Below are 26,672 nucleotides of genomic sequence, written 5' to 3'. Positions count from 1 at the left end.
GCGTGTGGCGGCGGACTGAGGCTGGCAAGGCGTATACGTTCCTCACCTGCGAGGCAAATCCGCTTGTCGAGCCAATCCACCCCCAAAGCGATGCCGGTGATCCTGCACCCAGAGGATTATGACCGCTGGCTAGATGGGGAGACGGATGACGCATGTTCGCTTGCCGCGCCATTTCCATCGCAGCTTATGGCCGTTGCTTGAGCGGCGCCGGACCTACTGGCCCTATCGTCCCTATTGTCACTGGGCAGGCCTCTACCCCCCGCGCCTACAGGGGCCACGAAATCAATTTCGGTGCTTGCTATGTGATTGCTCGGACGGAACAGAAAGTTATTCACAGCCGCGCCAAATCGCAAAAATGGCGGTTTCCGGGTGGTGCCGCTTGAGGGACTCGAACCCACGACCCCATCATTACGAATGATGTGCTCTACCATCTGAGCTAAAGCGGCGTTCCCGGAAGGGGCGCGCATTATCAGCGGGGCCGGGCAAAGACAAGCGCCGCACGGCGCCCGAAACTTAACGCTTTCTCAACCACGTCCGGTGCAGGGTCCGCGCTGATCGCGATGCTGCAAGGACAGCGAAGAATGGATAATCTCAGGGCTTTCGGCGAAGAGGCCGACGTCGGCCTCGGTCCGGAGGAAGAGCCGGTGATGGATCGGCCACCCGAAATCGGTTTCGACGAGCGCCGCATGCACGTGCGCGCCTATAATTATTGGGTGTCGCTGCTCGGCGGCCGCGCCTATCCGTCGATCGAGGATCTCGAGCCGCAGAATATCGACGATTTCGGCCCCAACAGCGTCCTGCTCGATTTCACCGCGAGCAGCGACAATCCGGTGATCGCCTATCTCGGCCGCGCGCTTCGCCAGCAATGCGAGCTTCCCGACGGCATCCGCACGATCAGCGACGTGCCGAGCCGCTCGTTGCTGTCGCGCCTGACCGACCATTATCTCCAGATCATCGCCAATTGCGCGCCGATCGGCTTCGAGGCCGAATTCGTCAACGCCGTCGGCCTCAACGTCATGTATCGCGGCATACTGATGCCCTTCTCGTCCGACGGCGACACGATCGATTTCATCTACGGCGTGATCAATTGGAAGGAGCTCGCCGACAGCGGCACGGTCGCGCAGCTCGGCCGCCAGGTCGAGCAGGCGATCGCTCGCTCGCCCGCCGTCGACGCCAGCCCGGTCTGGGCCGACGGCCCGAACGCGGTGCCGATCGAGCAGGGCGCGCCGATCCAGACCCCCGTCTACCTCCCGCCCGACACCAGCCTCGAGCTCGGCGTGCGCTACGATGAAGCAGAGGATCACGGCGACCAGCCGGATCTGCTCGCGCTGGTGCTCGATCCCGATGCCGGCCTCGGCGACCGGCTGTCGCTCGCGCGGGAATGCGCCGACGCGGTCAAGAAGGCCGACGGCCGCAGCCGCGCCGCGCTCTATCGCGCGCTCGGCGAGGCGTATGATTTCGCGCTCGCAACGCGCGACGCGGCCGAGGATTATGCCGAGCTGCTCGAAGATGCAGGCCTCAAGGCGCAGGATCGCGCGCCGATGACGCCGATCGTCAAGCTCGTCTTCGGCGCCGATTACGACAAGAGCCGGATCACCGAATTCGCCGCCGCTCTGTCCTATGCGATGCGCATCGCGCTTCCGCACGGCGGCATGGCCGACTTCCTCGAGGGTTTCGACGGCGGCCTCAAAGCCGTCGTCCAGGCCGAGCGCCAGGCACGCCGCCCGGCCCCCGCAGCGGCTTCCTCGGACGATGCCCGGGCGCTGCTGCGCGATGCCGATGCGCTCGCCTATGTCGAGCTTGCCGCCCGCGGCATCGACGACGGCGAGTTCGTCCTGCTCGTCGCGCGCCGCGAGGGTGACGGCAGGTTGGCGATCGTCGCACCCGTCGCCGCGGACGGCGCCTTGCTCGACCGCGCGATCCGCAAAAGTCTTCCAGCCGCCTAACCGCCGACGGTTCGCCGGAAGCCGGGCGCTTCCGCTTGTTGCAGCGCCTGCGGCGCCTTGTTGCAGCGCCTGCGGCGCCTTGTTGCAACGCCTGCGGCGCCTTGTTGCAACGCCTGCGGCAGGCCATATGGCCGGAGAGAAGATCGACGGCGCTTCCCGCCGCCGGCGTCCGGGAGCGGTGATATGGACGGCGAAAGCAGCGAAGCGGACCCCGCCGCTGACGGCACGCCGGCCGAGAGCTTACCCTTGCTGAGCCCCGCCCCTTGCTGAGCGAGATTCGCGACATCCTCGTCGGCGGCGCGTTGCCGGGCGAGATCGCCGGCTTCGACGAAGCCGAGGCCGCCGAGGCTGCGCGCTTCGTCGCCGCTGCAGCCGAGCATCGCCTGCCCGGCGAGCCGGTGGTGCGGCTCGAATCGGTGGGCGGCCGGATCGGCCGGCGGCGCATGCGGCTCGCGGTGATCAACGACGACATGCCGTTCCTGGTCGATTCGGTGACGGCCGCGATCACCGCACGCAATTTGATCACCCATCGCCTGCTCCACCCGATCGTCTGCGTAGAGCGCGACGGGCGGGGCGCACTGCGCTCGCTCGACCCGTCGTGCGACTCTCTGCCGCACCGCGAATCCTGGATGTATCTGGAGATCGACCGTGCCGCCGCGAGCACGCGCCAGCTGCTCGTCGCCGAGATCGAGGCGGCGCTCGCCGACGTCCGCGCGGCGGTCGGCGATTGGGCGAATCTCCAGGCACGGCTGCACGACGATGCCGACCAGCTCAAGGACGAGGAGCGCGCGGCGCTGCTGCACTGGTTCGCCGACGGGGCGATGACGTTGCTCGGTTATCAGGCCGTCCCGCCCGTGTCCGCGCCCGGCGGCGCTGGCGAATTGCCGCACGAAGCCGACGGTCCCGACAGCGACGGGGGATTGGGCCTGCTGCGCCGTCCGGGAACGCCGTTGTGGGACGAAGACAGCACCGCCGCCGCGATCGCCTACTTCGAGCAGGGCGGGCGTGCTCCGCTGATCGCCAAGGCCGACCGCCGCTCGACCGTGCACCGCCGCGTGCCCTTCGACCTGGTCGTGCTCCCGATCCGCGGTGAGGATGGACGGGTGAGCGCGCTCGGGATGCACGCCGGCCTGTGGACCAGCCAGGCGCTGCGCGCGCCCGCCGATGACGTGCCGGTGCTGCGCCGCCGGCTCGCGGAGCTCGAGCAGGAGCTCGGCTTCGATCCGCGCGGCCATGCCGGCAAGGCGCTGCGCCATTCGATCGCGGCGCTGCCGCGCGACCTGCTCGTCAGTCTCGAGCGCGACGCGGTCAAGCAGCTCGTCGTCACCGCCATGTCGCTTGCGGACCGGCCGCGCCCGACCCTGGTGCTGCTGCAAAGCATCCTCAAGGGGCATTTGTTCGCCTTCGTCTGGCTGCCGCGCGACGAATTGACCTATGGGCGGCGGCTCGCGATCGGCGACATGCTCGAGCAGGCCGCGGCCGGGACGATCTCGAACTGGTCGATCGAGCTTGGCGACGGCGACCTGTCGCTCGTCCGCTACACGATCGACGTCGCGCCGGGCACCGCCCTTCCCGACGGCGCGGCGCTCGATGCCAAGCTCCACGAGATGGTGCGCGGCTGGGAGCCGAGCGTCGAGCAGGCGCTCGCGCCGCTCGTCGGGGCAGCACGCGCGACGCGGCTGGCGCTGACCCTGGTCAGGCAATTCCCGGAAAGCTACCGCGCCCGCACCGACGCCGCCGAAGCCGCGCAGGACGTGCTGCGCATCGCCGCGCTCCAGGACAGCGAGGCGCGCGGCGTCCGGCTGTTCCGCCGCGCCGGCGACGAGCCCGGGCGGCTGCGCCTGGTCACCTATCGCCGGGGCGGCACCATCGCTCTGTCGGAAGCCGTTCCGGTGTTCGAGAATTTCGGGTTCCGGGTGCTCGAGGAGCAGCCGACGCCGATCGGCGCCGCTTCCGCCGCGGCGGGCACAACCGGTACCGACGTGGTTGGCACGATCCACGAATTCCTGCTCGAGAGCGCGCAGGATTGCGAGGCGCTGCTCGGCCGCGCCGAGACCATCGAAGCCGCGATCGCCGCGGTGCTCGAGCATCGCGCTGAAAATGATCCGTTCAACCAGCTGCTGGTCGCGGCGGCGCTGGAGCCCGCGGACATCGTGCTGCTGCGCGCCTGGTTCCGCTATTTGCGCCAGACCGGCCTCTCCTACGGCATCGCCACCGCGGTCGAGGCCCTGCGCAAGGCGCCCGCCGTGGCGCGCGGCCTGATCGCGCTCTTCCGCGCCCGCCACGATCCCGCGTTGCAGGAGGGCGACCGGCGCGGCGACCCCGAGGCGACCGCCGCCGAGACGATGATCGCCGAGGCTCTCGCCGGCGTCGCGGCGATCGACGAAGACCGGCTGCTGCGCCTGCTGCGCTGCATCGTGCTCGCGACCTTGCGCACCAACGCGTTTTCCACCGCCGGGGGCGAAGCGCTCGCGTTCAAGCTCGATTCGAGCCTCATCCCCGGCCTTCCCGCACCGCTGCCGTGGCGCGAGATCTGGGTCTATTCGCCGCGCGTCGAGGGGGTTCACCTGCGCGCCGGTCCGGTCGCGCGCGGCGGGATCCGCTGGTCGGACCGGCGCGACGATTTCCGCACCGAGGTGCTCGGCCTGATGAAGGCACAGATCGTCAAGAATGCGGTGATCGTCCCGACCGGCGCCAAGGGCGGCTTCTATCCCAAGCAGCTTCCGCCGCCGGCGCAGCGCGACGCCTGGCTGGGCGAGGGCGCTGAAAGCTATGCGATCTTCATTCGCGCGTTGCTGTCGCTGACCGACAACATCGTCGGCGGCGCCGTCGTTCATCCCGAGGGCATCACGGTCCGGGACGGCGAGGACCCCTATTTCGTGGTCGCGGCCGACAAGGGGACGGCGAGCTATTCCGATCGCGCCAATGCGATCGCGCTCGAGCATGATTTCTGGCTCGGCGACGCGTTCGCCAGCGGCGGCAGCCATGGCTATGATCACAAGGCGATGGCGATCACCGCGCGTGGCGCGTGGATTTCGGTGCGACGTCATTTCGCCGAGCTCGGCATCGATGTTCAGACCGAGCCGGTACGTGTCGCCGGCTGCGGCGACATGTCGGGCGACGTGTTCGGCAACGGCATGCTGCTTTCGAAGGCGATCAAGCTCGTCGCCGCGTTCGACCATCGCCACATCTTCATCGACCCCGATCCCGATCCGGGCGCGAGCTGGGAGGAACGCCAGCGCCTGTTCCGCCTGCCGCGATCGAGCTGGGACGACTATGATCGCACCAAGCTCTCCAGCGGCGGCGGGATCTTCCCGCGCACCCAGAAGTCGATCCCGCTCACCCCCGAGATGCAGCAGGCGCTCGGCATCGACCTCGCCGAGACCGATCCCTCCACTCTGATTACGGCGATCCTCGAGGCGCCGGTCGACCTGTTCTGGTTCGGGGGCATTGGCACCTACGTCAAGGCGGAGCAGGAGAATGACGTCGAGGTCGGCGATCCCGGCAACGATCTGGTGAGAGTCGACGCGGCGGCGATGCGCGCGAGGGTGATCGGCGAGGGCGCCAATCTCGCGGTGACCCAGGCCGGGCGGATCGAGTTCGCGCTCGGCGGCGGCCGGATCAACACCGATTTCATCGACAATTCGGCTGGGGTCGACTGCTCCGACAAGGAGGTCAACATCAAGATCGCGCTCAACGCCGAAATGGCCGCTGGCGCCCTGACGTTCGAAGCACGCAACGCGCTGCTTGCCGAGATGACCGAGGATGTCGCCGCGATCGTGCTCGAGGACAATCGGTTGCAGACATTGGCGCTGTCGATCGCCGAGCGCGGCGGGGCCGCGGCCCTGCCGCCGCTGGCGCGCGCGATCGAGGTCCTCGAGGAGAGCGGCCGGCTCAACCGCGCGGTCGAAGGGCTCGACAGCAACGACGATCTGCTGCGGCGTGCAAAGGAGAATCAGGGCCTCACCCGGCCCGAGCTTGCGGTGCTCCTCTCGACCTCGAAGCTGGCGCTGCAGGATGCGATCGAGGCCAGCCCGCTCGCCGATGATCCCAGCCTCACGCCCGACCTGTTCGCGATCTTTCCCGAAGCGATGCGCGAGCGCCACGAGCAGGCGATCCTGAACCACCGGCTGCGCCGCGAGATCGTCGCGACGACCATCGCCAACCGCTTCGTCAATCGCCTTGGGCTGCTGGCGCCGTTCGCGCTCACCGAAGAGGAAGGCGCGTCGTGGGCACAGGCCGCGGCCGGCTTCGTCGCGGCCGAGCGCTTGTTTGACATGGCGCCCTTGTGGCGCGACATCGAAGCGTATCAGGGGCCGGAGGCGGTCCGCCTCGAACTGTTCGATCGTGCCGGCGCCGGGCTGCGCCTGCACATCGCCGACATCGTCCGCTCGACCGCGCCGTCGATGCCGCCGGGCGAGATCGTCGCGCTGCTGCAGCCCGGCATCGCGAAACTGGATGCGACGCTCGACGAGCTGCTGCGCACCGAGCCGCGCGCGCAGACCGACGCGATCGCCGCCGAGCTCCTCGCCCGCGGCGCGCCGCCCGGCATCGTCGATCGGATCGTCCGCCTGTTCAAATTGAACGGCGCGATCGGCATCGCCGCGCTCGGCCGCCGGCGCGGCACCGACGAGGTCGCGCTGACGCGCGCCTATACAAGGTTGGGCGAGGCGCTCGGGCTCGATTGGGCGCAGAGCGCCGCCAACCGCTTTCAGGCGCGCGACCCCTGGGAGAGTCTGCTCGCCGCCAGCCTGGCGCGCGATTTCGAGCAGCTCCGGCTCCAGTTCCTGGACCGCAGCGGCGGCGCCGATCCGGAAAAAGAAGTCACCAGATGGGTTGAGCTACAGGCACCTCGTGTCGAGCAATTCCTCCGCATGATCGAGCGAATGCGAACCACATCGGTTACAACACTTCCAATGATCGCCGAAGCCGCGAACCAGGCAAGAGTGCTGCTGGCGCGGCGCTCAGACGCCTGAACAATCCCCCTCCCGCTCGCGGGAGGGGTCAGGGGTGGGCCGAGCGAAGCGAGTTCGGTTCGGCTGCATCAACTCAGCTTCAACGATCGCCCACCCCATGCAGCCGCGTCCTGGTTCGTCCGGGGGACGAACCAGCGGCTGCATCCCCTCCCGCAAGCGGTAGGGGAAGCAATGGCTCACTCAATCAAGCGCCACGCCGCCGTTCGAACAGCCACACCCGGATCGCGCTTGCGAGATTGGGGGGATCGGGCCGTTCGACGCGTTCGGCATCGATCCGCGCCACCAGCGCGTTGACCGGCAGGCCGTCTTCCTCGGCGGCCTCGCGCAGCGCGTCCCAGAAGATCGGCTCAAGGCTGATCGAGGTCGCGTGCCCGGCGATCATCATCGAGCGCTTGGTCGGACCTTCAAGCCTCATGCCGCGCCCGGTCTCCATCATTCCCGCCGCCTCGGGCGACGAGGACCATCAATACATATGCTGGCCGCCGTTGATCGACAGCGTCGAGCCGGTGATGAAGCCGGCATTCTCCCCGCACAGGAAGACCACGCCGCGCGCGATCTCCTCGGCCTGGCCGAGCCGCCCCACCGGGATCCGCGCGACGATCTTCTGCAGCACGTCCTCGGGGACCGCTGCGACCATCTCGGTGTCGATATAGCCAGGGGCGATCGCGTTGACCGTAACGCCGGCGCGCGCGCCTTCCTGCGCGAGCGCCTTGGTGAAGCCGTGGATCCCCGATTTGGCGGCGGCGTAATTGACCTGGCCATATTGGCCCGCCTGCCCGTTGATCGAACCGATGTTGACGATCCGGCCATATTTGCGCGCCTGCATGCCGTCGAACACCGCCTTGGCCATGTTGAAGCAGCCGCCGAGGTTGACGTCGATCACCTCGTCCCACATCTGCCGGCTCATCCGCTTCATCGTCGTGTCGCGGGTGATGCCGGCGTTGTTGACGAGCACATCGATCGGCCCGAGCTCCTCCTCGATCTGCTTGACCGAAGCGAGGCAGGCATCGAAGTCCGACACGTCCCAGCGGTAGGATTTGATGCCGCTGCGATCGGTGAAGGCGCGCGCCTTTTCCTCGTTGCCCGCATAATTGGCGGCGACTGTCATGCCCTCGTCGCGCAACGCCAGGCTGATCGCCTCGCCGATGCCGCGGGTTCCACCAGTGACGACTGCGACGCGTGCCATTGCTCTCTCCTACTTGGTCGAAGCCCCTTTATGGCTCGGCAAGCCAGCCCGCAAGTTCGCGCGCCACCAGGGTGCGCAGCATCTGAAGCCCGATCGCGCTGTCGTTGAGGCAGGGAAGATAGGCGAAGTCGCTCCCGCCCGCTTCGAGGAAGGTGTCGCGCCCGCGTATCGCCATCTCCTCGAGCGTCTCGAGGCAGTCCGCCGAAAAGCCCGGAGCGAACACCACGACCTTGCCGACGCCGCTCCGTGCGAGCCTCGCGAGCGTCGCGTCGGTCGCCGGCTCGAGCCAGCGCGCGCGGCCGAAGCGCGACTGGAAGGCGGTCACCAGCTCGCGGCCGAGCGCCGCCTCGAGCAGCTGCGCCGTCTTCATGCAATGGTGGTAATAAGGATCGCCGAGCTCGAGCGTGCGCTGCGGCATGCCGTGGAAGCTGGCGACGAGCGCCTGCGGCTCGAAGCCAAGCCCGGCGAGGCCCTGCTCGATGCTCGCGGCGAGCGCCTCGATATAGGCCGGATCGTCGAAATAGGGCGGCAAGGTCCGCACCGCGGGCTGCCAGCGCAAGTGCCGCAGGTGTGCGAAGGCGGCATCGTTGGCGGTCGCGGTCGTCGCCGCGCAATATTGCGGATAGAGCGGCGCGAGCAGGATCCGGGTGCAGCCCCGGGCCTTGAGAGAGTCGATCGTGGCGGCGATCGCCGGCTTGCCATAGCGCATCGCATGGTCGACCAGCACATCGGCGCCGAACGCGCCGGCCAGCGCCTTGGCCTGGCGGGCGGTGATCGCGGCGAGCGGCGAGCCATCCGCCGTCCACACCTCCTTATAGGCCCGCGCGGACTTCCTGGGCCGCGTGTTGAGGATGATCCCGCGCAGGATCGGCTGCCAGACGAGCTGCGGTATCTCGACGACCCGCGGGTCGGAGAGGAACTCGCGCAGGTAGAGGCGGACCGCGCCAGGCTCGGGCGCGTTCGGCGTGCCGAGGTTGATCAGCAGCACGCCGATCTTTTCCGCGCCGATCGCATCCCCAATCTCAGGCGGGCTTGTGGCAGGACCGATGGTCATCACCTGCTTCCGATTTGGAGAGGCAGCGAGCGGAGCCTTCGGCCGGTGAGGGCGAACAAGGCGTTGGCGATCGCCGGTGCCGCGGTGGGAACCGACAGCTCGGTGACTCCGCCAGGATTCTCCTCGCTTTCGATCAGCTCGACGATGATCTCCGGCGAGCTTGCCAATGTCGGCAGCCCAAGCTGCCCGAAGCCATGCGCGGTCACCAGCCCGCGCTCGACCGCGATGCGGCTGCCGGTCGCGGCGGCAATGCCGAACATCAGCCCGCCCTCGACCTGCTGGCGGACGATCTCCGGATTGACGATCCGCCCGCAATCGACCGCGCAGATCGCCTGCTTGACGCGCACTTGCTGCCCGCGCCCGTTCTGATCGCCGATCTCCACCTCGACGATCGTCGCGGCGTGCGAGCCGAATGCGCTGTGCGCGGCGAGGCCCATTGTGCTTCCCGGTCCGCCCCCGTCCCAGCCGCCGAGCGCTGCGGCGGTGGAAAGCACGCGCGCCAGCCGCGGATTGTCGCCCAGCATCTGCATCCGGAACGACAGCGGCTCGATTTTCGCCTGGCGCGCAAGCTCGTCGACGAAGCATTCGGTGAAGAATGCAGTGTAGCTGTTCGCGCCCGAGCGCCAGATGCCGGTCCGCACGCCGATCGCAGCCGGGAGATGATCGACCGCGACCGCGCCGATCGAATAGGGCGGGACCGCGCCGGCGACCGCCGCCTCCTCGCTCTCGTCCTGAGGCCCTGGCTTTCCGCCGTGCAGCCGCCCGCTCACTTCAGACACGGTCGAGGGCGCCGCGATGCGGGCACGCCAGCCGGTGATGATATTGGTCTGGGTCAGGCTCGCCGTCAGCTGCGCGCGGGCAGGCGGGCGGAAGCCGTCGTGCATCGTCTCCTCGATACGCGACCAGACCAGCTGGACCGGACGCTTGACCTGTAGCGCCATGATCACCGCCTGCTCGATCGCCTGCGTCTCGAGCTTGCGGCCGTAGCCGCCGCCGATCAGCGTCCGGTAGAGCGTGACCTGCGCCTCGCTCACCCCCGCCGCCCGCGCTGCCGCCGCGCGCGCGAAGCCCGGCGCCTGCGTCGGCGCCCAGACTTCGACCCTGTCGCCGGTGATCCGCACGGTCGCAGCCAAGGTCTCCAGCGGCGCGCTCGGCGCGAGCCCGACCTGATAGTGCGTGCGGAACACCTTGCCGCCGCCCTGCGCGGCACCGTCGATCACGCCATCGGCGTCGCCGCGGCTGAACAGCCGGCTGCCTTCGTCGCTGCCGAGCGCCTGCGCCAGCGCGGCATCCATGTCGCCGCTGCCGATCAGGGGCCCATCGGTTTCGAAGCGCGGCGCCATCCTTTCTACGGCGCGATTGGCCGCCCACCAATTGGTGGCGACCGCACCGACCCAGCCCGGCCGCTCGATCAGCGCGACCACGCCCGGCACCTTGCCCGCTGCGGTGCGGTCGACGCGGACCAGCCTGGCATCACCGGCCGGCCCCTGCCGCACCGAGCCGTAGACCATGTTCGGCAGGCGTATGTCGCAGGCATATTGGGCGGAGCCGTCGACCTTCGATGGGAGGTCGAGGCGCGGCAGCGGCTGGCCGGCGAGGCGATGCTCGTTGCCGCCACGCACCGGCAGATGCTTGGGAAGCTCCTGGGCGGCGGCGGCTTCGGCGAGTTCGCCAAAGCTGATCCTGTCCTTGCCGCGCACGACGAAGCCGGCGCGCGTGTCGAGGCTCTCCCAATCCGTGTCCCAGCGGTCCGCCGCCGCCTTGCTGAGCAACGCGCGTCCCGCCGCGCCGGCCTCGCGCATCGCCGCCTCGAACGCGCGGATCGAGGTCGAGCCCGCAGTCAGCATCAGCCCCGAACGGGTTGCATATTCGCGCACCGCCCAGCCGCCGATCCCGCGCAGCGCGGAGGGCACCGCATTTCCGGCGATGTCCTCGATGAGCAAGTGATTGGCGTAGATCGGGCTGATCGGCGCCGGCTCGACCGACACCGTCCGCCAATCGGCGCCGAGCTCGTCGGCGAGGATCTGCGGCAGGCTGGTATAGACCCCCTGCCCCAGCTCGCTCTGCGGAACCGCGACGACGACGCGGCCGTCGGTGCCGATCTTGAGATAGGCGTTGAAGATCGTCTCGCCCGGCGCGGCACGCAAATTGGGTTCGTAACGGCGCGGCCAAGCCGCCCAGGCGATCAGCAGCCCGGCCCCCACCCCGCCGCCGATCAGCAAGTTTCGCCGGCTGATGTCGAGGGGCTCGCGCTCGGGGTCCATGACGGCGTGATAATCAGCTGCCGCAGCAAGCGCCAGCGGGCTACGCGCCGCTCCCTTGTTAGGTCAGGCTCCGCCTGACAGGCCGCACCGGCCCACTCCCCCACCCGGCCCCCCAATCCATGATACGTTGTTGGGAGGCCGGGTGGGGGAGTGGGCCGGTGCGGGTCCCGCATAGCGGGACACAGAGCAAAAGGGTTCCGCGTGAGCGGAACACAGGCACAAACATCACACACTAGCCCTCGCGCCACCCCGTGCCTATGACGACGCGGAGCCGAAGGGGTGGACCGTGAGTGATTTTCTGCTGACCATGGCAAGTGCCACGCAGGCCGTGCGCTGGGAGGATCTCGGCCTTCATCCGGTCGCGCTCGAGATCGGTTTCTTCAAGCTGCGCTGGTATTCGCTCGCCTATCTCGCCGGCATCATCCTTGGCTGGTGGTATCTGCTCAAGCTGATCGCGCAGCCCGGCGCACCGATGGCGCGGCGCCACGCCGACGACATGGTGTTCTATGCGACCTTGGGGATCATCGTCGGCGGCCGTCTCGCCTATGTCTTCTTCTACCAGCCGAGCATCCTCGCCAACCCGCTCGACGTCTTCAAATTGTGGGAAGGCGGCATGTCGTTCCACGGCGGTGTGGTCGGCGTCAGCCTCGGCATCCTCTATCTCTCGTGGAAGAACAAGCTCAACTGGCTGCGCATCCACGATTACGTCGCCTGCTGCGTGCCGATCGGCCTGTTCTTCGGGCGGCTCGCCAATTTCGTGAATGGCGAGCTTTGGGGCAAGGCAACCAACGTCAGCTGGGCGGTGGTCTTCCCGAGCGGAGGCGAGGTGGCGCGCCATCCGAGCCAGCTCTACGAAGCCGGGCTCGAGGGCCTCGCATTGTTCGCCTTGCTCTGGTTCATGTTCTGGAAGACCGACGCGCGCTACCAGCCGGGCAAGCTCGTCGGCACCTTCCTGCTCGGCTACGGCCTCTCGCGCTTTCTCGTCGAGTTCGTGCGCGAGCCGGATGCGCAGCTGGTGGAGTTCGCGCAGGCGACGCACCTTCACATGGGCCAGTGGCTGTCGCTGCCGATGATCGTCGGCGGCGCCTATTTGCTCGCAACCGCGAAGCGGCGCCGGCAGCGGGTCGAGCCGATTGCCGGCAGCGAGAGCCTTGCCTGAGAGCACCACCATCGCGCCGGCGCTGGAGCAAAGGCTCGCGCAGCTGATCGCACGATCCGGCCCGATCCCGGTGGGGCGCTATATGGCCGAGGCCAATGCTCATTATTATGCGACCCGCGACCCGCTCGGCGCCGCGGGCGATTTCATCACCGCGCCCGAGATCAGCCAGATGTTCGGCGAACTGGCCGGTCTCTGGCTGGCCGATCTCTGGGTGCGTGCCGGCCGGCCGGCGAATGCCTATTATGTCGAGCTCGGCCCCGGCCGCGGCACCTTGGCGCGGGATGCGCTGAAGGCGATGAAGGCCGCCGGCCTCAGCCCGCCGGTCGAGCTGGTCGAGACCAGCCCGGTGCTTCGCGCGGCGCAGGCGGCGCTGCTGCCGGCCGCGCGCTGGCATGACGATTGCGCCGGCCTGCCCGAGAACGGAACATTATTGATCGTTGCGAACGAATTTTTCGATGCGCTGCCGGTGCGCCAGCTCGTCGCGACGGGCGAAGGCTGGCGCGAGCGCATGGTGGATTATCGCGACGGCAGGTTCGTTCCGGCCGCCGGGCCGCCCGCGCCGGCCGCGGCGATACCGGACACGCTGCGCGACTCTCCACCCGGAGCGATCGTCGAGACCTCGCCCGCCTCGGCGGCGATTGCCGGCGCGCTCGCCGAGCGGATCGCCGCGCAAGGCGGCGCGGCGCTGATCATCGATTACGGCCACCAAGTTTCATCGCCCGGAGAGACGCTGCAGGCGGTGCACGCGCACGGCTATGCCGATCCCTGGGCCGAGCCGGGCGAGCGCGACCTCACCGCGCACGTGGATTTCGAAGCGCTGGCGCGGGCGGCGCGGCACGGCGAGGTCAAGTCGTTCGGCCCGGTCGGGCAAGGCGATTGGCTGCGCGCGCTCGGCATCGAGCTGCGCGCCGCGTCGCTCGCGGCGGCGGCGCCCGAACGCGCGCAGGAGATCGCGCAGGCGCGGCTCCGCCTCACCGCGCCCGACCAGATGGGGAGCCTGTTCAAGGTGCTCGCGCTCGTCGCTCGTTCCTGGCCCGATCCAGAGGGTTTCCGATGACCGCCGATACCACGCGCTGCCGCTTCCGCACCGCGGGAGGCGAGGATGCGCCGGCGCTGGCCGCGCTCGGCCGCAAGACGTTCATCGAGACGTTCGGCCACCTCTACCGGCCCGACGACCTCGCCGCCTTCCTGGTGAGCCACGAAGAGGAAAGATGGCGTGAGCAGCTCGCCGACGACGAATTCGTGGTCCGCATCGTCGAAGCGGACGGCAAGGCGGTGGCTTATGCCAAGCTCGGCCCGCCGTCGCTTCCGTTCGAGGTCAGCGCGCCGTCGATCGAACTCAGGCAATTCTACGTGCTCCGGCCCTGGCAAGGCACGAGCATCGCCCGCGAGCTGATGGACTGGGTGCTCGCGGAGGCCCGGCAGCGCGGCGCGGAGCAGCTTTATCTGTCGGTGTTCGTCGACAATCATCGCGCGCGCCGCTTCTACGAGCGCCACGGCTTCACCTTCGTCGCGCCTTATGCCTTCATGGTCGGCAACCACGCCGACGAGGACCACATCATGCGCCTCGACTTGAACGAGGCGCCGGAGGAGCGACGGTGACGATCGATGCGATACGCTCGGCTTTGCTCGATCCGGTGCCGCACGCCTTCCTCGGCCGCCGCGGCGGCGTGTCGACTGGCGTCTGCGCGGGGCTGAACACCGGCTGGGGAACCGAGGACGATCGCGACGCGATACGGGCCAATCGTGCGCTGGCGATCGAGGCGGTCGCGCCGCACGCCCGGCTGGTGACCGTCCACCAGGTCCACAGCGCGACCGCGATCCCGGTCACCGCACCTTATTCCGACGATGCCCGCCCCCATGCCGATGCGCTGGTGACCGATCGGCCCGGGCTCGCGCTCGCGATCCTGACGGCGGATTGCACGCCGGTCCTGTTCGCCGACGCTGCCGCGGGCGTGGTCGGCGCCGCGCATGCCGGCTGGAAAGGCGCGGTGGCCGGCGTGATCGAGGCGACGGTGCGCGAGATGGAGGCGCTCGGCGCCGATCGGGCACGCATCCGCGCTGCCGTCGGGCCGACGATCGCGCGCAAATCCTATGAGGTGGACGAGGCTTTCCTGCGCCGCTTCGTCGCGCAGGACGCGGAGAACGAGCGCTTCTTCACCCCTGGCCGCCCGGGCCACCACCAGTTCGACCTGGAAGGCTTTGTCGTCTCCCGCCTGGCACAAGCGGGACTGAGCCGGATCGAGGCGCTCGGGCTGGACACTTATTCGGATCCGGGGCGGTTCTTCAGTTACCGCCGCGCCACCCACCAGGGAGAGGGCGATTACGGCCGCCAGATGTCGCTGATTGCGCTTCCTACCTAGCGCGGCACCATTCACGCGGTGGTTTGTTGGAAGAGAGGAACGATCGCCGCTATGATCGCGATCCTCCGATCGGGGAAGCGCATGCCCAGAAAGCCCCTGCCCAGAAAGCCCGTGTCCAGAAAGCCGATGCCATGAAGGACGAGGCCGATCTCACCGGCACCACCCCGCGCCGGAGGCCCAAGCCCGACGTGCTCGAAATCGGCGGTCGGCGGCTCAAGCCCTCGACCCTGATGATGGGCCATGGCTTCGACCCCGCCCTGTCCGAAGGATCGCTGAAGCCGCCGATCTTCCTCACCTCGACCTTCGTTTTCGAGAATGCGGCGGCGGGCAAGCGCCACTTCGAAGGGGTCACCGGCAAACGGCCGGGCGGCGCCGAAGGCCTGGTCTATTCACGCTTCAACGGCCCCAACCAGGAGATCCTCGAGGACCGGCTCAGCCTCTGGGAGGATGCCGAAGACGCCCTGAGCTTCTCGAGCGGCATGTCGGCGATCGCGACGTTGCTGCTGGCGATGGTCCAGCCGGGCGACGTGATCGTCCACTCCGGCCCGCTCTACGCCGCGACCGAGACATTGATCGGGCGCGTGCTCGGCCGTTTCGGCGTGCGCTGGCTCGATTTTCCGGCCGGAGCGGAGCCCGACGAGATCTCCGCGGTGATCGAGCAGGCCAAGCAGCAGGGCCGCGTCTCTCTGATCTATCTCGAAAGCCCGGCCAATCCGACCAACGTGCTGGTCGACGTCCAGGCGGTCGCCGCCGCCCGCGACGCCTTGTTCGAGGAAGGCGCGCGTCCGCCGATCGCGATCGACAACACCTTCCTCGGGCCGCTGTGGCAGCAGCCGCTCAAGCATGGCGCCGACCTCACCATCTATTCGCTGACCAAATATGCCGGCGGCCACAGCGACCTCGTCGCCGGCGGCGTGGTCGGCGCGAAGGCGCTGATCGACCCGATCCGGGCGATGCGCAACACCATCGGCACGATCACCGATCCGCATTCGGCCTGGATGCTGCTCCGGAGCCTCGAGACGCTCGAGCTGAGGATGACCCGCGCCGGCGAGAATGCGGAAAAGGTGTGCGCCTTCTTCCGCGATCATCCCAAGGTCGAGACCGTCGGCTATCTCGGGTTCCTGAAGGACGACCGCCAGGCCGACATCTACCGCCGCCATTGCAGCGGCGCCGGATCGACCTTCTCGCTCTACCTGAAGGGCGGCGAGCGCGAGGCTTTCGCCTTTCTCGACGCCCTCAAGATCGCCAAGCTCGCGGTCAGCCTCGGCGGCACCGAGACACTTGCCAGCGCGCCCGCGGCGATGACCCATCTGTCCGTTCCCGACGCCCGCAAGGCGGCGCTCGGCATCTCCGACAATCTGGTGCGCATCTCGGTCGGGGTCGAGGACGCCGGCGATCTGATCGCCGATTTCGACCAGGCGCTCGCGGCCATTTAGCGTGCCGGCTGGCAGCCAAGTTCGGCGAGCCGCTGCTACCTCCCGCGCTTGCCGCTCCAGTCCAGCACCTGCCAGCCCTCGGCGCGCGCCAAGCGAACCAGGCGGTCATGGGCATTGGCGGCGACCGGCTCGTCCGACCAGCGGTGCACCGGCGCGTCGGAGACATGGTCCGAATAGAAGCGGATATGCACCGCCTCGCGCGCCAGGCCCTCGCGCTCCAGCCAGGCCTCGATCATCGCCAGCTTGCTGTCGCCGTAGCAATTGCTGCCCTCGATCCGGGCAATGATGCGCCCGGCGGAATCGCGTTGCGTCTCGGTCGCGATGACGTCCTTGAACCCCAGGCGCTGCGCGATGGCGCCGGCGTAGATCCGGTAGGAAGCGGTTGCCATCACCAGCCGCCGCCCGGCCGCCCGGTCGGACGCGATGCTGGCGCGCGCGCCGGGCAGGATGTTGCGGGCGATCTGGCGGTCGGCGAAACTCTCGATGACCGGCTCGAGCCGCTCCGGCGCGATGGCGTTCCCGATCAGCAGCCGGTAATTGATTTCCTTGAGCCTGCCGCGCTCGATCAGCTTGAGCAGATAGGCGGCCATCGCCAGCAGCACGAGCGGCATCAGCAGCAGGCGCCACGGCGCGAGCCGCAGCGCGGCGTGGATCAGGAATGGCGTGTAGGTGGCACGCCGCGTGATCGTCCGATCCATGTCGTAGATGGCGAGCGCGCTCTTCATGCTTCCCGGCAAGCATAGCGCGCGCGGCTTGTCCACCACCCTGCTCTAAAAACAGCCGTGTTTGCGGATAGGATCCGCCTGCCCCGCGCGTGGCGCCAAGGCGTGCAAAGCGGCTTGCCCCGGCCAGCTTAATCCAGCAGTGTCCGCCGCATGAATTCGCCCGCCGATGTCAGTCTGAGCGATGAGGGGGGCCGGCGCGTTCTGCGCTTCCACGGCGCCCTGACGTTACGCCGCATCGATGACCTCCCTCAGCGGCTGGGCCCGATCGGGGTCGATGGGGCGAGGATCGATCTCACCGACGTGTCGGCGATGGACACCGTCGGCGCCTGGTTGATCCACCGCCTGGTCCGCGACCACGGCGCTGAGGTCACCGGCGCGAGCGAGCAGCAGCTCGCGCTGATCGAGGAAGTCGGCAAGGCCGATCAGATGGTCAAGATGCGGCCGGACCGGACGCCGCCGCTCTACCGCGTGCTCGACCAGATCGGGACGGCGACGATTCTCGCCGGCCGGAATTTGGTCGGGATGCTCGGCTTCTTCGGCGCATTGTTGATCTCGACCTGGGCGGTGATCACCCACCCACGGCGCTTCCGCTTCAATGCCGTCGTCCAGCAATTCGAGGTCGTCGGCGTCCACGCGTTGCCGATCATCGGCCTGATGAGCTTCCTGGTCGGCATCGTCATCGCCCAGCAAGGCGCGGTCCAGCTGCGCCAGTTCGGCGCCGAGGTGTTCACGATCAACCTGATCGGGCGAAGCGCCATCAAGGAGCTAGGCGTGCTGATGACCGCGATCATGGTCGCCGGCCGCTCGGGCTCCGCCTTCGCCGCCCAGATCGGGTCGATGAAGCTCAACGAGGAAGTCGATGCGATGCGCACGATCGGCGTCTCGCCGGTCGAGGCGCTCGTGCTGCCCCGCGTGCTCGCGACCGTGCTGCTGATGCCGATGCTCGGCTTCTACGCGGCGATGATGGCGGTGCTTGGCGGGGGCGTCTTCACCTGGCTTTCGCTCGACATTCCGCCGGTGACCTTCGTCCAGCGCATCCGCGAGGTCGTTCCGATGACCGACCTCTGGCAGACCTTGATCAAGGCGCCGGTGTTCGGACTGATCATCGCGATGGCGGGCTGCTTCCAGGGCATGCAGGTCGAAGGCAATGCCGAATCGGTGGGCCTGCGGACCACCGCGGCGGTCGTCCAGGCAATCTTCCTGGTGATCGTGCTCGACGCCTTCTTCGCCGTCTTCTTCACCTCGATCGGCTGGGCATGAGCGATCGCCAGCCAGCGCGCGAGGAGCCGGTCATCGAGGTCAAGGGGCTGCGCAACAGCTTCGGCGAGCAGGTTGTGCACGAAGAGCTCGATCTGACCGTCCGGCGTGGCGAGATCCTCGGCGTCGTCGGCGGCTCGGGCACCGGCAAGTCGGTGCTGATGCGCTCGATCATCGGTCTCCAGCAGCCGGACGCGGGCGAAGTGAGGGTGTTCGGCGAGGAGATCATCGGCCGCGACGAGGAAGAGCTCAAGGACGTCCGCAAGCGCTGGGGCATCCTCTTCCAGAGCGGTGCGCTTTTCTCGACCCTGACCGTCGCCGAAAACGTCCAGGTGCCGGTCCGCGAATATTATCCGGCGATCGATCCGAAGCTGCTCGAGGAGATTGCCGGCTACAAGATCGTGATGAGCGGGCTGAGCGCGGAGGCTGGCCCGAAATTTCCGTCTGAGCTGTCCGGGGGAATGCGCAAGCGCGCCGGCATCGCCCGCGCGCTGGCGATCGATCCGGAGCTGTTGTTCCTCGACGAGCCGACCGCCGGCCTCGATCCGATCGGGGCTGCGGCGTTCGACGAGCTGATCGTCGAGCTTCGCAACGCGCTCGGCCTGACCGTCTTCCTGATCACCCATGACCTCGACACGCTCTACGCGATCTGCGACCGCGTCGCGGTGCTTGCCGACAAGAAGGTGATCGCGGTCGGAACGATTGAGGAATTGCTGGCTTTGGACCACGAATGGATACAAGAATATTTCCGGGGTCCCCGAGGGCGGGCGGCCGCGGCGACGACGGACGCCAAGGGCAGTGAGGTCTGATGGAAACCCGCTCGAACCACATCTTCGTCGGCGGTGTCGTGCTTGCCCTGATCGTCGCGGTGCTTGCGTTCATTATCTGGCTGAGCCAGGCGTCGGGCGACGCCGATAAGGAATATGACGTCTTCTTCAAGCAGGCCGTCGACGGCCTCGCCAAGGGATCGGCGGTGTCATTCTCGGGGGTACCGGTCGGCCAGGTTGAATCGATCAACCTCGAGCCGAACAGCCCGGAGTTCGTGCGCGTCCGCATCCAGGTCCGCTCGAGCACGCCCGTGCTGCAGGGGACGACCGCGACAATCGAGGGCGTCGGCTTCACCGGGGTGTCGCAGATCCAGCTCGACGGCGCCGTCAAGGGCGCGCCGCCGATCACCCAGCCCGGGCCTTATGGTGTGCCGGTGATCCCCGCCAAGCCCGGTGCGCTCGGCCAGCTGCTGAGCAGCGCGCCTGAATTGCTCGAACGGGTATCGACCCTGACGGAACGACTGACGGAGCTGCTCTCGGACCGCAACCAGGCCTCGATCGCGGGCATCCTCGACAATGTCGAACAGATCAGCGATTCGCTTGCCGACCGCTCGCCCGAGATTGCCGCCGCGCTCGCCGAGGCGCGCATCGCGATCCGCCAGGCCGGCCTGGCAGCCGAGCAGATCAGCCGCCTCGCCGGCACCACCGATAGATTGCTCAACGAGGATGGCCAGCCGCTGATTAGGGACCTGCGGCAGACCGTCCAGGCTGCCGAGGCGAGCATGAAAAATCTCGATGCGATGCTGGCGGACGCCCGGCCCGGCGTGCAGGCGCTGACCAAGCAGACCATTCCCGAGGTCGGCCAGCTGGTGCGCGATTTGCGCGACACCACGGCCGCGCTCCGCTCGATCACCACGCGGATCGATCAGCAAGGCGCCGCCTCGATCCTCGGTTCTCCCAAACTCCCGGACTATGAGCCCAGCAGATGAACCCATTGCGTCCCCTCCTCGCACTTGGCGCCAGCCTGGCGCTCTCGGCCTGCCTCAGCTTCGGCAGCAAGCCGCCGCCGACCCTGATGACCTTGACCGCGGCATCGCCCGTGCCGGCGCAAACCAACCGTACCGGGACGGCGGCGCGCGCGATCACCGTGCTTCCACCAACCGCGACGCAGGAGATCAGCACTTTGCGGGTGCCGGTGCGATCGGGCAACACGGCGGTCGCCTATCTCAAGGACGCGCAATGGGTGGAAGCGCCGGCGGTCCTGTTCGGGCGGCTGCTGTCGGAAACCATCGCCTCGACGACCGGCCGCGTCGTGCTCGATCCGCGACAATTCTCGTTCGATCCGGGCACGCGGCTGACCGGCCAGCTCCACACCTTCGGGCTCGACGGCGCGCGGCTGGAGGCGGTGGTCGTCTATGACGCGGCGCTGTCGCGCGGCGCCGACGGTATCGAGACGCATCGCTTCGAGGCCCGAGTTCCGGTCGGAGCGGCAACGGCGGCCGCGGCCGCGCCCGCGCTCAACCAGGCCGCCAATCAGGTTGCCGCGGACGTCGCGCGCTGGGTCGGGAGCTGAGGCGGGAATGACCTCGAACCGCGCATAATCGCCCGGTTCGCAAATCGCCGCAGATAAGGATCGCAGTAAGCTCGTTCGACGCGAAACGACGCGGATTATTGCTGGTCCGTCGGCGGACGCCTGTTCTGCTGGATTATTATTTCCGCCCGTTCGGAAAGCTGCTTGGTTTGCTCGATGCTTTCACGCAGCGCTTCCTGCGTCTCCTCGATCTTGAGGATATCCGCTTCAGCCTGTTCGTGGACGTTTCTTTGCTTCACGATGCCCCTCTTCAGGATCTTAACCTCGATCAACCCTAATTGGTTCCGCCCGACGGACGCAAAGGCAAATTTTGCTGTCGTCGCGCGCACGCCATGGCCTCAGACGAGGCTCTTGGACGCTTGCTCGAACACGTCCTTGGAAAGCCCTTCGGTCGATGCGATCCGCTGCAGCTCGGCCTTCATCAGCGCCGCGCGCTGGTGATCGAAGCGGCGCCAGCGCCCCAGCGGAGGCACGAGACGCGCCGCCGCCTGCGGGTTGCTCCGCTCGACCGCCAGGATCATGTCCGCGACAAGGCGGTAGCCGCGCCCGGAGGGGTGGTGGAACGCGCGCTGGTTGGCGGCGAACGCGCCGACGAGCGAGCGCAGCCGGTTGGGATTGGCCAGCGAGAAATCGGGATGGCTGGCGAGCGCCTCGACCGCCTCGACGGTGTCGTCGCGCGTCGACATCGCCTGGACCATGAACCATTTGTCGATCACCAGGCCGTCGCGGCGATAGCGCTCGTAGAAAGCGGACAGCGCCATCAGCCGCTCATCGGCGTCGCTGTTGGCGAGGACGCCGAGCGCGCCCTGGCGGTCGGTCATATTGTCGGCCTGTTCGAACTGGCGCATTGCGATCTCGGCGTAGTCGGGCGATTGCGCCGCCTCGATATAGCTCAGGGCCACCGTCCGCAGCCGCCGCGCGCCCTTTCCGGCAGGCGAATATTCGAACTGGTTCGCGGTCGATGCGCTTGCATAAGCCGACCGCCATTGGGCCTCGAGCTCCTCGCCGAGTTCGCGGCGCAGCGCCTCGCGCGCCGCATGCACGGCCTCGGGATCGACCACGAGCAGCTGGTCGCCGATGAACGCATCGCTCGGCAGCCGCACCGCCTCGGCAATGAAGGCGGCATCGAGGCTGTCGTTGGCGAGGGTTTGCCGGACCGCCTCGACTACCGGCGCATGATCGACGCTGCCGCTCGAAATTGCGGTGATCAAGGTATCGAGCATCAATTGCTGCATCGCCTCGTAGCGCGCGAAGCTGTTGTCGTCGTTCGCCGAAAGAAAGGCGAGATCGTCGGCGCTGCGCTCGGCATCCACGATGACCGGCGCGGAGAAATCGCGATTGAGCGAAAGCACCGGCCTTTCGCCGATCCCCTCGAAGATGATTTCCTTGTCGCGCGTCTCGAGCAGCACCAGATGGTCGGCATATTTCGTGCCGGTGAGCTCGCCGAACAGCGCCAGCTTGAGCGGGATCGGCATCGGCTCCTTGGCCGGCTGGCCCGGCGTCGGCGGCACATTTTGCTCGAGCCTGAGGTGCGCGCGCCCGTCGCCCGGTTCGTGCGTCAAGGTCGCCTTCACCTTCGGCGTGCCGGCCTGGGAATACCACAAGCGGAAGCGGCTCAGATCGGCTCCGGTCGCATCCTCCATCGCACGCACGAAATCCTCGCAGGTCGCCGCCTCGCCGTCGTGCCGGGCGAAATAGCGGTCGCTTCCGGCGCGGAACCGCTCGGGACCAAGGATCGTGTGCAGCATGCGGATGACTTCGGCGCCCTTGTTGTAGACCGTCGCCGTGTAGAAGTTCGAGATCTCGATATAGCTTTCCGGCCGGATCGGATGCGCGAGCGGCCCTCCGTCTTCCTGGAACTGCGTGCTGCGCAGCGCGCGCACATCCTCGATCCGCTTGACTGCGGCCGAACCCTGATCGGCGGAGAATTGCTGGTCGCGAAAGACGGTGAAGCCTTCCTTCAGCGAAAGCTGAAACCAGTCGCGGCAGGTGACGCGGTTGCCCGACCAATTGTGGAAATATTCGTGCGCGACCACGCCGGCGACCGCGTCATAATCGGCATCGGTCGCGGTGTCCGGATCGGCAAGGACGTAGCGCGAGTTGAAGATGTTGAGACCCTTGTTCTCCATCGCCCCGAAGTTGAAGTCGGCGACCGCGACGATGTTGAAGACGCCGAGGTCATATTCGCGGCCATAGACCTTCTCGTCCCATACCATCGCCGCCTTGAGCGCGGCCATCGCATGATCGGTCCGCGCCAGATCCTGCTCGCGCACCCAGATCGCGAGCTCGACCTCCTTGCCCGATCGGGTGACGAAGCTGTCGCGGTTGGGCGCAAGGTCCCCTGCGACGATCGCGAACAGATAGGAAGGCTTGGGAAACGGATCGTGCCATTCGGCCCAATGGCGTCCTCCCGGCAGCACGCCGTTCGCCACCGGATCGCCGTTCGCGAGCAGCACCGGATAGCGGGCCGCGTCCGCCCGCAACCGCACCTGAAAACGGCTGAGCACGTCCGGCCGGTCGGGGAAGAAGGTGATGCGGCGAAAGCCCTCGGCCTCGCATTGGGTGCACAGGATGCCGCCGGATTCGTAGAGACCCATCAGCTGGCTGTTCGCTGCCGGCGCGATCGCGGTGACGGTCTCGACCAGCGCGCGCGACCCGTGCAGGGTGAGGACGAGCTGGTCGTCCTCGTAATGCGGCTCGACCGGCCGGCCGTCGATGGTGAGCTCGAGCAGCTCGAGCGCCTCGCCGTCGAGCCGCAGCGGCTGATCGTGGACGCCGTTGCGCTCGACCTGGAGCTGGGTCCGCACGATCGTCCGGTCGGGCGCGAGGTCGAAGTCGATCCTGACCTCGGGAACCAGCCAGTCGGGCGGCCGATAGTCTTCGCGGAATATCGTCGCCGGCGGTGCGGCGTGGGCGTTCTGCGCGTCGGCCATGGCCCCGGGCTCTACGCGCCACGCGGACGGCGCGCAACGCCTGCCGTCGCGCGCCTGCCATCGATCGTCGCGCCTGGCGCCTGCTCCGGGGGCAAGAAGCTCAGTCGGCGAGCGGCAGCGGCCGCTCGGCGGTCGCGTCGCGCCGGGCGGTGAAGACGATGATCAGCCCCGCCATGCCGAGGACACCACCGGCGATCGCGAGCGGCGTCCAGCGATAGTCTTCGAAGATTGTCGACAGCGCCATGGCGATGATCGGGATCAGGAGGTTCGAATAAGCCGCGCGGCCCGGCCCGGCCGCGCGGATCACCGCGAAGTAGAGCGGAAAAGCGAGGGTCGACGCGAACAGCGCCAGATAGAAGAGCCCGCCGAGATAGGCGGGGCTGGTGTCGATCACGGGCGGCCCGGCCAGCAGATAGGCGAACAAAGCATTGGGGATCACGCTGTAGCTCATGCCCCAGGCGATCAGGCCGGCCAGCGGCAACGTCCGGACCCGCTCGGCCGCCTGGACGACGTTGGAAGCTGACGCCATCAGCACCGCCAGCACGCTCAGCGCGATGCCGAAGCCGATCGCGTCCGAGTTCGCCGCATTCGCGCGCAGCTCCTGGACGAACAGCAATGCGACCCCGGCGATCGCGACCAGCGAGCCGACGACGAAGCGACCCCCCAGCCGATGCTTGAGGAACAGCCAGGCCAGCAACGAATTGGGTACGATCAGCAGCGCGAAGATCACCGCCACCAACCCCGACGTCACGTAGCGCTCGGCGATATAGACGCTGTTGAAGCTGAGGCAGAACAACGGAATGCCATAAGCGGCGGCGAACAGATGGCCGTTCCGCCCGAGCCGCAGCGGCACCTTGGTGAGCGCGGCATAAGCAAACATCGCCGCCGCGGCGATGATGAACCGGTAGGTCACCGACCAATTGGCCGGCACGGTCCCGATCTGGCTGGTGATCACCAGCCACGTCGAACCCCACATCAAGGTGACGAGAATGAACGGGATGAGGACTCGCGGCTGGACGAATGCCCGGTCGCGATCGATCACGGTGCCGCCTTCGCCGGCCCGGCATCGACCGCGCCGGCGTCTATTCCACCAGCCTCCACCGGACCGGCGGGTACCGGCCGGCGGGCGCGTAGCGCGATGAACAGGCCGGCAAGGCCGAACAGGCCGCCCAGCGCCGCCAGCAGCGACCAGCGATAATCCTCGAAGATCGTCGACAGCATCATCGCCAGGAACGGCGAGAGCGCGTTCGAATAGCCGGCGAAACCCGGCCCGGCCGCGCGGATGACATGGATGTAGAGCGGGAAGACCAGCGCCGATCCCATTAGCCCCAGGTAGAGCAGGCTCGAGACATAGGGCAGGCTGGTGTCGAACACCGGCGGCCCGATGAACAGCAGGGCGAACACGCTGTTGGCGATCACGCCGTGGACCATCCCCCACGCGATCATGCCCATGATCGGCCGCGCCTGCGCGCCCTTGGTAGCCTGGATGATGCTGGCGATCGACGCGCACAGCATGCCGAGCAGCGCGAGGCTTATCCCGGTCGCGACCGTCGCCGCCGAGCCGGAGCTGGCGCGAATCTCCTGGATGAAGAGCATCGCGACGCCGGCCACTGCGACGACCGAGCCGACAATGAAGCGGCGCGAGACCTCGTGCTTGAGGAACAGCCAGGCGAACAGCGAGTTGGGGACGATCAGCAGCGCGAAGATGACCGCGACCAAGCCCGAGGTGATATATTCCTCGGCGAGATAGACGAGCGTGACGTTGAAGCAGAATTGGGTGAGCCCAAACGCCGCTGCGAGCAAATGGCCCTGGCGCCCGATCGCGGTCGGCATGCCGGTGAGCGCGGCATAAGCGAACATCGCCGCCGCCCCGATCGCGAAGCGATAGCTGATCGACCAGACCGCGGGCACGCTGCCGAGCTGGCCGGTAATGATCAGCCAGGTCGAACCCCAGATCAGGGTCATCACCACGAACGGGACGAGGATCCGCGGCTGAAGATAGGATTGCTCTGGGTTCACAGCGCGCCGATCGCCGCCGCCAACGCGTCCACATCGGCCTGGTCCTGGTCCCAGCTCGTGACCAGCCGCGCCTCGCCCGGACCCCAATCGTAGAAGTCGAAGCCTTTGGCGCGCAACGTGCGGGCCTCGTCGGGCGCTAGCCGCAGAAAGATCTCGTTGGCCTCGACCGGATGGATCAGCCGCTCGCCGGCCGCGGCCGCGATCCGCGCCGCCGCGTCATTGGCCGCCTTGGCGTTGCGCAGCCAGACACCGTCGTTGAGCAGCGCAAGCAATTGCGCCGCCAGAAAACGGCCCTTCGACAGAAGGTGGCCGGCGCGCTTGCGGCGGAAGCGGGTCACCGCGGCATGGCTGCGATCGAAGAAGATCAAAGCCTCGGCCGACATGCCGCCGTTCTTGACGAAGCCGAAGCTCAGTGCATCGACCCCGGCGCGCCAGGTGAGATCGGCGGGCGAGCAGCCCAGCCGCGCCACCGCATTGGCGAAACGGGCACCGTCCATGTGAAGCCCGAGCCCGCGCCCGCGGCACAATTCCCCGAGCGCCGCCACCTCGCGGGGCGTGTAGACCAGGCCATATTCGGTCGCGTTGGTGATCGACAGCGCGGCCGGCTGGGCCTGATGGACGTCGTCGCGCACCGTCGCGAGCAGGTCCTGCACCGTCTCCGGAGTCACCTTCGCGCCGCGCCCTTCGCAGAGCAGAAGCTTCGCCCCATGGGTGTAGAATTCGGGCGCGCCGCATTCATCGTTCTGGATATGCGCGCCGCCGTGGCAGACGATGCTGCCGTACGGCGGGCACAAGGCCGCGAGCGCGAGCGCGTTCGCGGCCGTGCCGGTAGAGACCCAAAGCGTAGCGACCTCGGTCTCGAACAATGTCGAAAATGCCGCGTCCAGCGCGGCGCTGAGCTGATCGCCGTCGTAAGCGGTGTCGACCCGATTGGCTTGGGCGAGAGCGTGCATCACCTCGGGACAGACGGCAGCCGCATTGTCGGAGAAGAAACGC

Annotated in this window: 21 protein-coding genes and 1 tRNA gene; 11 read left to right on the top strand and 11 right to left on the bottom strand. The window is 67.9% G+C overall.

Going from position 1 to position 26,672, the window contains the following annotated elements; translation table 11 throughout:
* Positions 1-370 precede the first annotated feature (370 nt).
* A tRNA-Thr gene (locus tag V6M48_RS04120) sits at positions 371-446 on the bottom strand.
* A gap of 135 nt (positions 447-581) precedes the next feature.
* On the opposite strand from V6M48_RS04120, the gene V6M48_RS04115 reads away from it, so the two are divergent.
* Both V6M48_RS04115 and V6M48_RS04110 read left to right on the top strand, forming a co-directional pair.
* Entirely contained in the window at positions 582-1,946 is a 1,365-nt protein-coding gene (locus V6M48_RS04115; protein WP_332811255.1) for a PAS domain-containing protein, read from the top strand.
* Between the two features lie 263 nt (positions 1,947-2,209).
* Entirely contained in the window at positions 2,210-6,922 is a 4,713-nt protein-coding gene (locus tag V6M48_RS04110) for an NAD-glutamate dehydrogenase (RefSeq protein ID WP_332811254.1), read from the top strand.
* 184 nt (positions 6,923-7,106) lie between these two features.
* Here V6M48_RS04110 and V6M48_RS04105 read toward each other — a convergent pair whose 3' ends face one another.
* From V6M48_RS04105 to V6M48_RS04090, 4 genes are read right to left on the bottom strand one after another with little or no spacing between them, the layout of a single operon-like run.
* Positions 7,107-7,337 carry a ribbon-helix-helix domain-containing protein gene (locus tag V6M48_RS04105; RefSeq protein ID WP_332811253.1) on the bottom strand — a complete coding sequence of 77 codons (231 nt, stop codon included), beginning with the start codon at positions 7,335-7,337 and terminating at the stop codon, positions 7,107-7,109.
* 48 nt (positions 7,338-7,385) lie between these two features.
* Complete coding sequence (gene phbB / locus V6M48_RS04100) at positions 7,386-8,108, bottom strand: acetoacetyl-CoA reductase (protein ID WP_332811252.1); 723 nt, start codon at positions 8,106-8,108, stop codon at positions 7,386-7,388.
* A 28-nt stretch (positions 8,109-8,136) separates the two neighbouring features.
* The gene (gene hemH / locus V6M48_RS04095; protein ID WP_332811251.1) at positions 8,137-9,162 is read right to left on the bottom strand and encodes a ferrochelatase; all 1,026 of its coding nucleotides are present in this window, start codon (positions 9,160-9,162) and stop codon (positions 8,137-8,139) included.
* Entirely contained in the window at positions 9,162-11,426 is a 2,265-nt protein-coding gene (locus V6M48_RS04090; RefSeq protein WP_332811250.1) for a xanthine dehydrogenase family protein molybdopterin-binding subunit, read from the bottom strand. The genes hemH and V6M48_RS04090 overlap by 1 nt, the downstream gene beginning before the upstream one ends.
* A 307-nt stretch (positions 11,427-11,733) precedes the next feature.
* Here V6M48_RS04090 and lgt point away from each other — a divergent pair, with 307 nt between their 5' ends.
* The 5 genes from lgt to V6M48_RS04065 all read left to right on the top strand — a co-directional run bounded on the left by lgt (position 11,734) and on the right by V6M48_RS04065 (position 16,384).
* A complete protein-coding gene (gene lgt, locus V6M48_RS04085) occupies positions 11,734-12,585 on the top strand; it encodes a prolipoprotein diacylglyceryl transferase (RefSeq protein ID WP_332811256.1) in 852 nt (283 codons plus the stop codon).
* Positions 12,578-13,642: a class I SAM-dependent methyltransferase gene (locus tag V6M48_RS04080; protein ID WP_332811249.1), complete on the top strand. Its 1,065-nt coding sequence runs from the start codon at positions 12,578-12,580 to the stop codon at positions 13,640-13,642. Before lgt ends, V6M48_RS04080 begins: the two co-directional genes overlap by 8 nt.
* Positions 13,639-14,187, top strand: a complete 549-nt coding sequence (locus V6M48_RS04075) for a GNAT family N-acetyltransferase (protein ID WP_332811248.1) — start codon at positions 13,639-13,641, stop codon at positions 14,185-14,187. Before V6M48_RS04080 ends, V6M48_RS04075 begins: the two co-directional genes overlap by 4 nt.
* Positions 14,184-14,948, top strand: coding sequence for a peptidoglycan editing factor PgeF (gene pgeF / locus V6M48_RS04070; RefSeq protein WP_332811247.1), 765 nt, complete (start codon positions 14,184-14,186; stop codon positions 14,946-14,948). The genes V6M48_RS04075 and pgeF overlap by 4 nt, the downstream gene beginning before the upstream one ends.
* 131 nt (positions 14,949-15,079) lie before the next feature.
* Entirely contained in the window at positions 15,080-16,384 is a 1,305-nt protein-coding gene (locus V6M48_RS04065) for a cystathionine gamma-synthase family protein (RefSeq protein ID WP_332811246.1), read from the top strand.
* Between the two features lie 35 nt (positions 16,385-16,419).
* Here the strand turns inward: V6M48_RS04065 and V6M48_RS04060 are convergent, their stop codons facing one another.
* The gene (locus tag V6M48_RS04060; RefSeq protein ID WP_332811245.1) at positions 16,420-17,109 is read right to left on the bottom strand and encodes an HAD family hydrolase; all 690 of its coding nucleotides are present in this window, start codon (positions 17,107-17,109) and stop codon (positions 16,420-16,422) included.
* Positions 17,110-17,259: 150 nt separating this feature from the next.
* On the opposite strand from V6M48_RS04060, the gene V6M48_RS04055 reads away from it, so the two are divergent.
* The 4 genes from V6M48_RS04055 to V6M48_RS04040 are packed head-to-tail and all read left to right on the top strand — an operon-like array spanning position 17,260 to position 20,706.
* A complete protein-coding gene (locus tag V6M48_RS04055) occupies positions 17,260-18,369 on the top strand; it encodes an ABC transporter permease (protein WP_332811244.1) in 1,110 nt (369 codons plus the stop codon).
* On the top strand, positions 18,366-19,175 hold the full coding sequence (locus V6M48_RS04050; protein WP_332811243.1) for an ABC transporter ATP-binding protein: 810 nt from the start codon (positions 18,366-18,368) through the stop codon (positions 19,173-19,175). The genes V6M48_RS04055 and V6M48_RS04050 overlap by 4 nt, the downstream gene beginning before the upstream one ends.
* A complete protein-coding gene (locus V6M48_RS04045; RefSeq protein WP_332811242.1) occupies positions 19,175-20,122 on the top strand; it encodes an MlaD family protein in 948 nt (315 codons plus the stop codon). The genes V6M48_RS04050 and V6M48_RS04045 overlap by 1 nt, the downstream gene beginning before the upstream one ends.
* Positions 20,119-20,706 (top strand): ABC-type transport auxiliary lipoprotein family protein, encoded by a 588-nt coding sequence (locus tag V6M48_RS04040; RefSeq protein WP_332811241.1) that lies wholly within the window; start codon positions 20,119-20,121, stop codon positions 20,704-20,706. Before V6M48_RS04045 ends, V6M48_RS04040 begins: the two co-directional genes overlap by 4 nt.
* Before the next feature lie 95 nt (positions 20,707-20,801).
* On the opposite strand, the gene V6M48_RS04035 is transcribed toward V6M48_RS04040, so the two are convergent.
* The 5 genes from V6M48_RS04035 to V6M48_RS04015 all read right to left on the bottom strand — a co-directional run.
* Positions 20,802-21,053 carry a hypothetical protein gene (locus tag V6M48_RS04035; protein WP_332811240.1) on the bottom strand — a complete coding sequence of 84 codons (252 nt, stop codon included), beginning with the start codon at positions 21,051-21,053 and terminating at the stop codon, positions 20,802-20,804.
* Positions 21,054-21,062: 9 nt separating this feature from the next.
* The gene (gene pepN, locus V6M48_RS04030) at positions 21,063-23,657 is read right to left on the bottom strand and encodes an aminopeptidase N (protein ID WP_332811239.1); all 2,595 of its coding nucleotides are present in this window, start codon (positions 23,655-23,657) and stop codon (positions 21,063-21,065) included.
* Between the two features lie 100 nt (positions 23,658-23,757).
* Positions 23,758-24,699 (bottom strand): DMT family transporter, encoded by a 942-nt coding sequence (locus V6M48_RS04025; RefSeq protein WP_332811238.1) that lies wholly within the window; start codon positions 24,697-24,699, stop codon positions 23,758-23,760.
* A complete protein-coding gene (locus tag V6M48_RS04020; protein WP_332811237.1) occupies positions 24,696-25,676 on the bottom strand; it encodes a DMT family transporter in 981 nt (326 codons plus the stop codon). The genes V6M48_RS04025 and V6M48_RS04020 overlap by 4 nt, the downstream gene beginning before the upstream one ends.
* Positions 25,673-26,672: threonine aldolase family protein (locus V6M48_RS04015; protein WP_332811236.1), on the bottom strand; the 1,000-nt coding region annotated here is incomplete at its 5' end. The genes V6M48_RS04020 and V6M48_RS04015, both read right to left, overlap by 4 nt.

This window comes from Sphingomonas sp., from assembly GCF_036677245.1.
In the GTDB taxonomy this organism is placed as follows: domain Bacteria; phylum Pseudomonadota; class Alphaproteobacteria; order Sphingomonadales; family Sphingomonadaceae; genus Allosphingosinicella.
This window is presented reverse-complemented; position numbering and strand designations above follow the sequence as displayed.